Source organism: Agarivorans sp. QJM3NY_33 (assembly GCF_050870865.2).
Lineage (GTDB): Bacteria > Pseudomonadota > Gammaproteobacteria > Enterobacterales > Celerinatantimonadaceae > Agarivorans.
Genome location: NZ_CP194039.2, coordinates 1,877,709 through 1,890,358, shown reverse-complemented (window position 1 = coordinate 1,890,358; position 12,650 = coordinate 1,877,709). Strand labels below are relative to the sequence as shown.

At 45.6% G+C, this 12,650-nt stretch carries 8 protein-coding genes; all 8 read right to left on the bottom strand.

The window, feature by feature from the left end; all coding sequences use genetic code 11:
- Positions 1-2 precede the first annotated feature (2 nt).
- Entirely contained in the window at positions 3-1,043 is a 1,041-nt protein-coding gene (gene fliG / locus ACRRSY_RS08550) for a flagellar motor switch protein FliG (protein ID WP_432453623.1), read from the bottom strand.
- On the bottom strand, positions 1,033-2,727 hold the full coding sequence (gene fliF, locus ACRRSY_RS08545) for a flagellar basal-body MS-ring/collar protein FliF (protein WP_432453624.1): 1,695 nt from the start codon (positions 2,725-2,727) through the stop codon (positions 1,033-1,035). Before fliF ends, fliG begins: the two co-directional genes overlap by 11 nt.
- A 42-nt stretch (positions 2,728-2,769) precedes the next feature.
- Positions 2,770-3,114 carry a flagellar hook-basal body complex protein FliE gene (gene fliE, locus ACRRSY_RS08540; protein ID WP_432453625.1) on the bottom strand — a complete coding sequence of 115 codons (345 nt, stop codon included), beginning with the start codon at positions 3,112-3,114 and terminating at the stop codon, positions 2,770-2,772.
- Positions 3,115-3,185: 71 nt separating this feature from the next.
- Positions 3,186-5,435: a putative bifunctional diguanylate cyclase/phosphodiesterase gene (locus tag ACRRSY_RS08535; RefSeq protein WP_432462945.1), complete on the bottom strand. Its 2,250-nt coding sequence runs from the start codon at positions 5,433-5,435 to the stop codon at positions 3,186-3,188.
- 359 nt (positions 5,436-5,794) lie between these two features.
- Positions 5,795-7,024, bottom strand: coding sequence for an EAL and HDOD domain-containing protein (locus ACRRSY_RS08530; protein WP_432453627.1), 1,230 nt, complete (start codon positions 7,022-7,024; stop codon positions 5,795-5,797).
- Positions 7,025-7,180: 156 nt separating this feature from the next.
- Complete coding sequence (gene aroA, locus ACRRSY_RS08525) at positions 7,181-8,461, bottom strand: 3-phosphoshikimate 1-carboxyvinyltransferase (protein ID WP_432459111.1); 1,281 nt, start codon at positions 8,459-8,461, stop codon at positions 7,181-7,183.
- 71 nt (positions 8,462-8,532) lie between these two features.
- Positions 8,533-9,627, bottom strand: a complete 1,095-nt coding sequence (gene serC / locus ACRRSY_RS08520; protein ID WP_432462944.1) for a 3-phosphoserine/phosphohydroxythreonine transaminase — start codon at positions 9,625-9,627, stop codon at positions 8,533-8,535.
- Between the two features lie 140 nt (positions 9,628-9,767).
- A complete protein-coding gene (gyrA, locus tag ACRRSY_RS08515; RefSeq protein ID WP_432462943.1) occupies positions 9,768-12,479 on the bottom strand; it encodes a DNA topoisomerase (ATP-hydrolyzing) subunit A in 2,712 nt (903 codons plus the stop codon).
- Positions 12,480-12,650: the final 171 nt, after the last annotated feature.

Sequence of the window (12,650 nt, the reverse complement as noted above, 5' to 3'; positions counted from 1 at the left end):
GATTATAGGAACTCATCACCACCGCCACCACCAATCATAATTTCGCCAGCTTCGGATAAGCGGCGAGCAATACCAAGGATTTCTTTCTGCGCGGTTTCAACTTCACTGACTTTAATTGGGCCCATCGCTTCCAAATCATCTTTTAGCATTTCAGCGGCACGTTTCGACATGTTATTAAAGATTTTCTCTTTCAGCCCATCATCGGCACCTTTCAATGCTTTTTGTAGTAACTCACCAGGAACATCACGCAGCAAGGTTTGAATACCACGATCGTCGATATCGACCAAGTTCTCGAAAACAAACATCAGATCTTGTATTTGCTGCGCCATCTCTTCGTCGCTGTCGCGGATCGAATCCATGAGCATGCCTTCCATGTTGGTATCGAGGAAGTTCATAATATTGGCTGCCGCCTTCAAGCCGCCCATTTTGGCCGCTTGAGCTCCAGCTTGCCCTGCAAACTGTTTTTCCATGATTTCGTTTAATTCGGTTAAGGCAGCGGGTTGAACTTCTTCCAAGTTGGCAATCCGCATCATTAAATCAAGCCGTACTTTCTCGGCAAATTGCGACATAATCTCAGCCGACTGCTCAGCTTCAAGATAAGAGAGAACAATGGTTTGAATTTGTGGGTGTTCATTTTGAATGATATTCGCCACTTGACGCGCATCCATCCATTTCAGAGAGTCCAAGCCCTTAGCACCACTGCCCATAATAATTTGGTCAACCAGACTGGAGGCGCGATCTTCACCTAAGGCTGCCGTAAGCGCCTTACGTACAAAGTCTTGACTGCCAATTCCAATATTGGTGTATTTCTGAATGTCGTCGATAAATAAACGATGCACCGCAACCACTCGCTCATGGGAAAAATCCTCGAGCGATGCCATTGCCATCCCCAAACGTTGTACTTGTTTGGGTTCTAAATGGCGGAATATGGTCGCTGCGTCATCTTCATTTAAACTCAGCATCAGAATCGCGGCTCGCTCAATGCCGCTCATTCCTTCCAGAACGACTTCTGGATCCATATCATTTTCATTTTCATTTGGCATCGTTAATTACCCAGTCTTTGATTACCATCGCGGCTAAGTCAGGTTCATTCGCGACCAAGGCTCGCACCGCTTTTAACATGTCTTCATCTTTATGTAGGTCCGGTAGTTTAAGCTGTCCATCACGGATCCCAAAATCTGTTTCGGTATTGTCGGCCGAAATCAATTGTAAATCATCATCATTTTCATAAGCTGCAAGTGCCGCATCTAAATCAGTTTCAGCATGCTCACTCTCTTCACCGCTAGAAAGAATACGATTTAACATCGGACGAACCACGGCCACAATCAATACAATCAGAACTAATACACTGCCCGCAATCCGCATTGCGCGCCAAAACCATGCCTGCTCCCATAACGGCAAGTCAGCTTCGCTTAATATTTCAGGTCGAGTAAATGGTACGCTCACAACCTCGAGTGTATCACCACGGCTTAAATTGAAACCCACGCCACCTTGCAACAAACGGCGAATGCTAGCGAGCTGTTCTGCAGAACGTGGCTCACGTGTCGTTTCACCACTGTCAGAAACTTGACTATTATAGTCCAATGCCACCGAAACACTCACTCGCCTCACCACCCCCACTTGAGAACGGGTATGACTAATTGTTGTATCCAGTTCATAGTTACGCGTGGCCTCTTTGTGACTACTTCCAGACTGAGTTTGTGCATTTGCGCCACCTGCTTGTTCTGGGATCTGTGCAGCGACTGGAGGTTGATTGGTTAAGGCTCCAGGGATCCCTATCGCGCCAGCACCAACATTATTATTTTCAACCGTGAATTCACTACGAACTGCCGGTAAATCGGGGTTATAGCGCTTCTGCGTTTGCTCTACAGCAGTGAAGTCTAAGGTCACATCAACTTCAGCTGTATAATTACCTAAGCCTACAACGGGGATCAAAATAGCGTCAATCTTGTTTTTATATTCAGATTCTCGCTTACGCTCCATTTCAAATTCTTTACGAGTACGCGAAGATAACGGATCTTGACTGCCAGAATTTAACAAACGGCCATTATGATCGGTCACCGTCACTCGGCTTGGAATAAGACCCTGTACCGCTGAGGCGACAATATCAACAATCGAATCGATTTCTTCTTGCACCAGACCATTATTATTACGCAGGCTGAGAACCACGGTGGCAGAAGGTTTTTGCTCCTGACGGGCAAATACATTACTTTTGGGAATGGCCAATAGAACTTGAGCTTTATTCACCGACTTCATTTGTTCAATGGCTGTCGCCAACTGACGTTCGCGACTCAGTTTTAAACGCTCACCTTCTAAACGCTGACTGACACCAAAGCCCATATCATTGAGCAGAATTTGCTCTCCAGCTGGCGCAGCCTCACTCAACCCTGAGCGACGAAGTTTTAACTTAATATCTTGGTATTGTTCAGCATTGACTAATACCGAGTTACCTTCAATGGTATAAGGTATTTTTGCCTGATCGAGAAAATCAAGGGTCTCAACCAGTTCATTGGTGGTCATGGTCCCCAGTGGTCGCATCTCTGGTTCTTTCGCCCACATCAGCAAAAACACCGCCATTGCCAAACATATTGCGAGGGCCAAAATCATAATAATTTGGCGCAGAACATCACCGTTACTCAAAAATGATAGTGCAGAACTCTGTTGTTCCGTTGCTTCTAAATTATCACTATCGCTATCGGAGCCTAGTAGTGCTTGTTCTTGACTCATTGCGTTACTCCCTTCGCTCGCCACAATATACTCCTAGTCCCATTAAACGGGCATAGACATAATTTGTTTGTAAGCATCAACTAATTTATTTCTCACCTGCACCGTTGCGTCGAAAGCAATACTGGATTTTTGACTAGCAATCATCACATCACCAATACCAACGTTACGATCGCCTAAATCGAAACGGGTTCGTAAATCATTGGCATTCGACTGTAAGCCATTCACATTATTAATGGCGTCACTTAATAAACTGCCAAAGTCACTATTAACTTTTGAGAGGCCTAGCGGTGCGTTAGCTTGATTTATATCCTGAGCAATACCGCCAGTTTTCATTTCACCGGCCATTGATTGGAGTTCGCTAAATAGATTTGCTGACTCAACTCTCATGATTTCCCTCTCCCGCCAGATTAATGGCATTTATCGTTGTTACTCAAGGGAAAGCAAAAGGCGAGCCAAGATTAACTACCCACTAAACGAAGCGGCTCCTTCACGTGGGGTTTAGGTAAGTAATGTTGTACAAAATCAACCTCAGCTTGCGGTCTGGCAAAAAAGAAACCTTGGGCTTGCTCACAACCCATCACCGACGCAATATTGGCTTGATTCTGCGTTTCAATACCTTCGATTAATACTTGGAATTTCATGCTACGTGCAACCATAACCATCGCTTTAACAATATGTTGATCGGACAGGTTATCTTCCAAACCACTCACAAAGGCACGGTCAATTTTCAACAAGGTGACTGGTAGGTGTTTCAGATAGGCCATAGACGAGTAACCGGTCCCAAAATCGTCAATCGCAATTCCAAAACCCGCATCTCGCATTCGTTGAATGCTTGCCTTCGCTTCATCTGGTTGTTCCATCATGGCAGATTCAGTAATTTCAATACAGATCCGTTGCGGATTCACCTGCCATTGCTGGGCATAACTAATCGCGATTTTCTCCGCGTGACCTAAAGACACCGTTGCAGCGGAAAAGTTAACGGATAATTTGAAGTCTTTCGCCAATTGACTTGCGTAGCGCGCCATGAACCGCATCGCATTCTCAAACACCCATTTATCTAATTGCAGCACTAAGCCTGTTTCTTCAGCGACAGGCACAAATTCATCAGGAGAAATCGCCCCCCCATCGGTAAACCAGCGCAATAATACTTCAGCGCCGATCACTTGGTTCGAAAGCAAGCAATACTGAGGTTGATAAAATAACTCCAATTCATCATTGGCAATCGCTTTACGTAATTTAGATTCAAGGGTCAGTTTAACGAGGCTTGCCTGACTAAAGTCGGGATGATAACGGCAGATACTACTGCCATCTTTTACCGCATGATTTAAAGCGGTAAATGCATTTGCCAGTAAAGCATCGCTGTGGATCGCATCTCGACTAGGATGAAAACAGCTATAGCCAACATGACAGCGAGTTAACAACTGTAATTGCTCTAAACGCAACCAACCTCGACAGCTTTGAATGATCTGTTTGGCGATCGCAATGACTTCTTTATCACGATTCACCGTTGGTATCGCCACCACAAAATAATGATGATACCAATAACCGAGCTGAGCCTCCGGATAATGCCGACGCAAACTCTTCTGTACGCGCTTAGCATATGCTTCTCTAGTTACTTCTCCGAGATGTTGGCCAAAGTTCTCAAATACTTCGTTTTGCCGCGGAAAATCGAACATCAGCACCGACATAGGTAAAGCATCATCTAACCAATCGGCAATTAAGCGGGTCATATGTCTTCGATTTGGCAGGCCCGTTACCTCATCATGATTTTTCCAATAGTCTAATTGCTCACGTAACAGGGTGGCTTTGTATTTTAGGCGATGAAATTTTTGCTGGATGAATAAGAAACCAGTACCAATCACGATAAACAGTAGCAATAACCCGAGTCCCCACCAATAAGATACGGTGTTGCTTGGCTGGGTCGTTGCGACAATCGATTGCCATCGGTGGTAACTCTGCTGGCTAAAGTTTGGCTCAAGGGAGTTCAGACCGCGGTTAAGCAAACTCACCAACATTGGCCAATCATCACGAACGGCGAATCGATGTTCTAGATCTTGCTCAAACTGAAAGGCTTGTTGCATATGCCATTGTGGCATTGCTCGAAGTTGTGCGGCGACCTCGTCATTTCCTGCGACGATCGCCACCACTTGTTGTTGTGCTAATGCCTGCATCGCATCGAACAAGCGAGTAAATGGCTGAAGACTTAGATTGGGAAACTGTTTCGCGACAATTTCATGAGCACTACTGCCCATCACCACCGCCACCTTCTGGCCAGATAACTGTTCAACAGAACTAAAACGGGCATGATTTAAGTTTTGGTAGGCAACCAGAGTTTGCAGCTCGGTGGCTTGGGTATAATGAACAAAAGGACTTAGCCGATGATGACGAGGTGCGCTACTAAGCATATCTACCTGACCTTGCTGCAAAGCAAGCACTGCAGAGGAGATGCTAGAGAACACATGATAATCAAAAACTAAATGGGTTTGTGAAGCTAACTGGGCCAACATATCAACCGCATAGCCCTGAGCTTGTCCCTGAGGGTCCGAAAATTCCAAAGGAAGTCGCTCAGCAACCACCGCAACTTTCACCTTTGGATGATCTTCGAGCCATTGATATTCACTGGCATTGACTATATAGGCATGAGCACCCAACGACCAACAACAAGCTACCACTAGCAACGTTAAAGATTTAACGAGGCACCACTGCAAACTATTTAGCTCCTAAAAATTCCCGCTGTCTCGGCATTCTATGCGCCAAGTACAAATATTCTCTATGCAGCTTACCAAAATCAATCAAATATTATTTGATTTATATGCAATAAAAACCAAGTAAAAACCCTATTAATGTTTGCTAACTCACAAATTCAATAAGCGAGCCAAAACTTCACACCACTATGACTAGGACTATCGTGAGGTTTCTTTTCACGATTCGCCGATTGGAGATCCTCGTTCGAACCACCATCAATGGTGATAGAAATCGAAAGTAGAATCGATCATTACCGATCATCGTTTCAAGGTATTCTTTTATAAAAATGAAGCTGTTTTTTCATCAAGACCTAAACTTCATTTCATGCTGTTGGACTTAACAAAGATTGAAACTCTTCGCTCCATAGCAGCGCTTGCAAGTTAAATTGTTCAATATCCAGATAATCGATCTCTAACTGCTGAGCCAAACTTTCGCTCAAGGCCCAATTGCCCTGTTCGTAGGATTTTATCGTGAGCAACATGATACCTAACACAGATGACTGCCCACTACATAGTGCAGCCTTAATGTCTTGATCCAATGGTAAAGCACCAAGAATTTCACTCAATGGCTTATCTAATATCGCATCTAATAAAGAAAATAAGCCGCATAAAAAAGCACTGTCTCTATTGACCTGTGATAGACGGTTTGCGACCAACTCACAAAAACGAGCCCGATGTAATGACATTCTCATCAACTCTCTGGGCTTATGACTAACGGTCATTGCGTTAGCCAGTATCGCAACTAACTTACGTAATTGAGCATTTCCAACGTATACGACCGCTTGTTTGATCGATACGATATTTCGCACAATTGGCTGGTGACTCGAATTCACATAACGCAATAACTTGTAAGCTAAACTAGTGTCTCGCTCGAAATAACCGACCACTTCATTCACATTAACCTCGTCTTTGCTGGTTGCATGAAATAGTCGAGAGATCACCTGATAACTGGCATCCAGCTCCTTAGATTGGCGCATTTCGGGCCGACAAAAATAAAAACCTTGGAAGAGGCTGAAACCTAAAGCTCTCGCCTGCTGATATTCTTGCTGAGTTTCGATCTTCTCCGCTAATAAATTGATACTTTTATAGTTATTGATAACAGCAAAAAAAGACCCTAGTTGATTCAAGGGTGTTTTTCTTATATCTATCTTTATTAAACAGACCAGTTTAAAAAATGGTTCCCACTCAGGATGATAAATAAAATCATCTAAAGCTAAACGATAACCACTGCGAACCAAGTATTGACAACGCTTGTATAGCCTTTTACTGGGTTTTGCTGATTCCAGAATTTCAATCACAACCTGCTGTTTAGGCAGCAAACAGACAATATCTGAATAAAGGCTATCTTCTGAAAAGTTAATTAAGGCTGGTCTTCCTTGAGTGATTTCCTGTAAACCCTGATTTAACTGGGTACGAATAATCAACCTAGAAGTGGCTTCATGGGGGTCTATATTGGGAAATACATTCTCTGGCCCATCACGAAATAACAATTCATAGGCAGCCACTCGCTGACGACGATCTAAGATCGCCTGTCTAGCTGTATATACATTCATAGTATCCATTACCGTTTTTGCTGCATTTTAGTGTTGGCTTTTTGCCTATTTAATTATTAAACCCACCAAGGTGAGTCAAAATGCAGATATAAAAAAAGAGTCACAAAAAAGTGACCCCTTTAGACTAACTAAGTTGTAACAATTTAGCGACCTTTTTTACGAGCTAAGCTGTTGCAAACGTTCAAAATAGTCAGGGAAAGTTTTAGAAGTGCATTTCGGATCGTTAATCGTCACCGCGCTGTCACTCAGAGCCACCAGAGAGAAACACATCGCCATACGGTGGTCATCGTAGGTATCGATTGCTGCATGCTTGATTTTTGCCGGTGGCGTCACTTCAATAAAGTCTTCACCTTCGACAACCGTGGCACCCACTTTACGCAACTCAGTCGCCATTGCACTTAAGCGGTCTGTTTCTTTAACACGCCAGTTGTATACATTGCGAATACAAGTGGTACCGCGAGCAAATAACGCCGTCGTAGCGATCGTCATGGCAGCATCGGGAATATGATTCATATCCAGATCCACCGCCATTAGCTCACCCGGGCGCGCGATAATATAATCATCGCCCCATTCAATATCTGCGCCCATGGCCGACAATACATCGGCAAATAACACATCACCCTGCATCGATTTCTTGCCCACCCCTGTAACTTTTACCTGACCACCTTTAATCGCGCCGGCCGCTAAGAAATAGGAGGCAGAAGAGGCATCGCCTTCAACCAGAAACTCGCCGGCAGCACGATACACCTGCTGGCCTTTGACCACAAAACGCTGATAGTTATCATTTGCTACATCGACCCCAAAAGCGGCCATCATCTTCAAAGTGATATCAATATAAGGCTTGGACACCAAATCGCCAATAATGGTAATTTCAACGTCAGCTTGAGCATAGGGGGCGGCCATCAGGAATGCGGTTAGAAATTGGCTGGAAACCGAGCCATCGATGCTCACTTTGCCACCCTGCAAACCGGTACCATTGATCTTCAGCGGCGGGTAACCTTCACTCTTCAAGTAATCGATGTTAGCACCCACTTGACGTAAAGCATCCACTAAGGCGCCAATCGGTCGCTCTTCCATGCGAGGCTCGCCAGTCAAGCTAAATTCCCCCTCACTGAGACATAAAGCGGCACACAGTGGGCGCATGGCTGTTCCGGCATTCCCAAGGAACAACTGCTCCGCCTGCTCCGTCTTAAAGGCACGTCCTAAACCCGTCACCGTGCAACGACGTCGATCGTCAGAAAGCTGATAAGACACTCCCAGGGTTTTCAGCGCGTTTAACATATGCCGAATATCATCGCTATCGAGTAAGTTATTAAGAACCGTTTCACCTTCGGCGAGAGCAGCTAACAGCAATGCTCGGTTCGACACACTCTTGGAGCCTGGAAGGTTAATTTCACCGTCAACTTGTGAAATTGGCTGTAGGGTTAATTGTTCCATTTATCTATTATCTCTACTTCTTTAGTGCCAATAGACTGGCTTAATTGCTTGATAAAATTGCCAGTGTTTGGCTAGCCTTGCGGATGACGCTGTGCAAAATCGGCCATAAAGGCCACTAGCGCTTGCACCCCTTCAATGGGCATCGCGTTATAAATACTGGCGCGCATGCCACCCACAATGCGATGTCCTTTCAGAGTCATCAAACCGGCTTGTGCCGCTTCACTCAAAAACAGTGCATCCAACTCGGGATTATCCAGTTGAAAAGGAATATTCATCTTTGAACGATTCGCTGGCGCGACCGAGTTGTGGTAAAAGTCACTCGCATCAATAAATCGGTATAATAACTCGGCTTTAGCGGCATTTTTTTCTGCCATAGCGCTTAAGCCACCTTGCTGCTTCAACCACTTAAACACCAAGCCAGCCAAGTACCAGGAGTAAGTCGGTGGCGTATTAAACATCGAATCACTGGCCGCCAATACGCTGTAATTCATGATACCTGGGGTGAGGGAATGAGCTTTATCCAACAGATCTTCGCGCACGATGGCAATTGCCAAGCCCGAAGGCCCGATATTTTTTTGTGCGCCAGCATAGATCAGTCCATAGCGGCTAACATCGATGGGCTGAGACAAAATGGTAGAAGAAAAATCCCCCACTAAAATCATATCTCCCACATCTGGGGTCTCTTCGATGGCGATCCCTTCAATGGTTTCGTTGGGGCAGTAGTGAACATAGGCAGAATCTTTATCGTATTGCCATTGAGAGCTGTCTTGCACGGAAACCTGACCATGCTCATCCACAGCCAGTGCATCAAACACCTTGGCTGCCGCGTGTTTCTCACCTTCGACAACGGCACTTTTCGACCACTGCCCGGTGGTAATATAACTAATACTGGTTTTATCCCCAAGCAGGTTCAGAGGGGCAGCTGCAAATTGTCCACGCCCCCCTCCCTGGCAGAATAGAACTTTATAATTATCGGGAATCGCCAGTAAATCGCGGAGATCTTGTTCGGCCTCGGCAGCCATCGCGATATATTCTTTACCTCGATGACTCACTTCCATGACCGATACCCCTAAACCTTGCCAGTCGCAAAACTCAGCTTGGGCCTGTTGCATCACAGCCTCTGGCAACATCGCCGGGCCTGCACAAAAATTGTAGATTTTTCTCATGCCTATCTCTTTGTTATGTTGTGTTCGACCACTGCAGTGGTTCATTTTATACCGCCTGTAATAGGCTATACCAATGGTTTGGCGGGTCTCTCAAACAAAAACGAGCGACCGAAGCCGCCCGTTTATGTTATAGCCGATGACTATTCGGCATCAGTCTCACTGGCCGCCGAATCATCTTCGGCAGCGGCTGAGTTATCGTTGTCGAGGGAAGCCTCAGCGTTTTGCTCCGCTGTTTCACCATCGACTAAGTCTTCAAACTCTGCCTCTTCGATTTCGTCAATCCGTTGTAGACCAACCACCTTTTCACCTTCGGTAGTACGAATTAAGGTTACCCCCTGGGTATTGCGGCCAACCAACGAAACTTCATGGACCCGAGTACGAACCAAGGTACCACCATCAGTAATCAGCATCATTTCTTGTAGTTCGGTCACCTGCACGGCCCCCACCACTAAGCCATTCCGCTCACTCACCTTAATCGATACCACACCTTTAGTCGCGCGGCTCTTCGCCGGATATTCATCTAAACGAGTTCGTTTACCATAGCCATTTTCGGTGGCGGTTAGAATGTCTCCGTCTCCATTTGGCACAATCAACGAGACTACTTTCTGACCGGCGTCAAGCGAAATCCCACGAACCCCGGCAGCGGTACGACCCATTGGACGTAAGGCCAACAGCTCTTCACCGGTTTCAGGATCGAGTTTCACCGCACCCGTCTCACTATCCCGTTGCTTCTCGTTAAAGCGCACCACTTTACCCGCATCAGAGAACAACATGATTTCGTTGTCACCATTGGTAATATCAACGCCAATCAGCTTATCGTCATCATGCAAGTTAATCGCGCGGATACCGCTGGATAATGGTCGTTTAAAGGCGGTTAACGGGGTTTTCTTAACGGTGCCATTCGCCGTTGCAAACAAGATGAATTTATCTTCTTGATATTCACGAACGGGCAAAATCGCGGTAATTCGCTCATCATCACCCAATGGCAGCAAGTTGACAATCGGTTTACCACGCGCTTGACGACTCGCCAGCGGCAATTGATAAACTTTAATCCAGTACACTTTACCGACGCTTGAGAAACACAAGACCGTATCGTGGGTATTTGCCACCAGCAACTTCTCAATGAAGTCTTCGTCTTTCATCTTAGTGGCGGCTTTGCCTTTACCACCACGACGCTGTGACTCATATTCGCTCAAAGGTTGGTATTTAACGTAGCCTTCATGGGAAAGCGTCACCACCACGTCTTCTTCATTGATCAGATCTTCAATCGACAGATCGGAGCTATTCGCTGAAATTTCGGTGCGACGCTCATCACCAAATTGCTCGCGCACTTCTATCAACTCGTCGCGGATCACTTCCATCAAACGAGTTGGGGTATTCAAGATATGCAACAGTTCAGCAATCAGATCTAATAAGTCTTTGTATTCTGCAATGATCTTCTCATGCTCAAGACCGGTCAAACGATGCAAACGTAATTCGAGAATAGCTTGTGCCTGAGTCGGTGTGATGAAATATTTTCCGTCTCGAATACCAAACTCGGGCTCTAGCCAATCAGGACGAGCCGCATCATCGCCTGCACGCTCGAGCATCGCCGCAACACCACCTAAGTCCCAACCTTTAGCAAGTAAAGCCGTTTTTGCTTCGGCTGGAGTCGGAGAGGTTTTAATCAGCTCGATAATCTCATCGATATTGGCTAGCGCGATCGCTAGACCTTCGAGGATATGCGCACGATCACGGGCTTTACGTAATTCGAATACCGTACGGCGTGTCACCACCTCGCGGCGGTGACGAATGAAGCATTCGATCATCTCTTGAAGATTAAAAATCTTCGGTTGACCATTATCCAAGGCAACCATGTTCATGCCGAAGGACACTTGCATCTGGGTTTGTGAATATAAGTTGTTTAATACAACTTCGCCCACTGCATCGCGTTTCAATTCAACCACAATACGCATACCATCCTTATCGGATTCATCACGTAATGCAGATATACCTTCCAGTTTTTTATCTTTTACTAACTCGGCCATCTTCTCGATCAGTCGAGCCTTGTTCACCTGATAAGGGATCTCATGAACAATAATCGTTTCTTTGCCGGCCTTGTCGGTGACGACTTCCGCTTTCGCTCGGATCGACACTTTACCGCGACCAGTTCGATAGCCTTGAATAATGCCTGCGCGGCCATTAATAATACCCGCGGTAGGGAAATCCGGCGCAGGGATATATTCCATCAATTCGTCGATGGTGATCTCAGGATTTTCGATCATTGCCAAACAACCATTCACCACTTCGGTGAGGTTATGTGGTGGAATGTTGGTGGCCATGCCCACCGCAATGCCCGAAGCTCCGTTCACTAACAGGTTCGGGATCCGAGTCGGCAACACCGCAGGAATTTGCTCGGTACCATCGTAGTTGGGGACGTAATCAACGGTTTCTTTTTCTAAGTCAGCCAGTAAAGAGTGCGCCAACTTATCCATACGGATTTCGGTATAACGCATTGCTGCAGCTGAATCACCATCAACCGAACCAAAGTTACCTTGCCCGTCTACCAACATATAACGTAAGGAGAACGGCTGTGCCATCCGCACAATTGTATCGTAAACGGCACTATCACCATGGGGGTGATATTTACCAATAACATCACCGACCACACGGGCAGATTTTTTGTAAGGCTTATTCCAATCGTTACCTAGTACATTCATTGCGAACAACACCCGGCGATGCACAGGTTTTAAACCATCACGTACATCTGGTAAGGCGCGTCCAACAATCACGCTCATGGCATAATCAAGGTAGGAACTTTTCAGCTCATCCTCAATATTGACAGGCATGATCTCTTTTGCAAGATCGCTCATAGACGACAAAATCCTTCGTTTTTATTGCTTGTTACAATTACTCAGCGTAATCGAGAACTTTACCATAAAACCGACGCCTTAACAGGCCTGATGTCGCTCTTTTCTTTTAGAAAAATGAAAAACTACCGGAATTCAACAAAAGCTTGTGGCTAGGATGAACAAGTTCTTATA

Coding starts and splice junctions, on each gene's coding strand:
- fliF (WP_432453624.1), bottom strand. CDS start 2,727: ATGAGTCAAGAACAAGCACTACTAGGCTCCGATAGCGATAGTGATAAT.
- gyrA (WP_432462943.1), bottom strand. CDS start 12,479: ATGAGCGATCTTGCAAAAGAGATCATGCCTGTCAATATTGAGGATGAG.
- fliG (WP_432453623.1), bottom strand. CDS start 1,043: ATGCCAAATGAAAATGAAAATGATATGGATCCAGAAGTCGTTCTGGAA.
- serC (WP_432462944.1), bottom strand. CDS start 9,627: ATGAGAAAAATCTACAATTTTTGTGCAGGCCCGGCGATGTTGCCAGAG.
- aroA (WP_432459111.1), bottom strand. CDS start 8,461: ATGGAACAATTAACCCTACAGCCAATTTCACAAGTTGACGGTGAAATT.
- ACRRSY_RS08530 (WP_432453627.1), bottom strand. CDS start 7,024: ATGAATGTATATACAGCTAGACAGGCGATCTTAGATCGTCGTCAGCGA.
- fliE (WP_432453625.1), bottom strand. CDS start 3,114: ATGAGAGTTGAGTCAGCAAATCTATTTAGCGAACTCCAATCAATGGCC.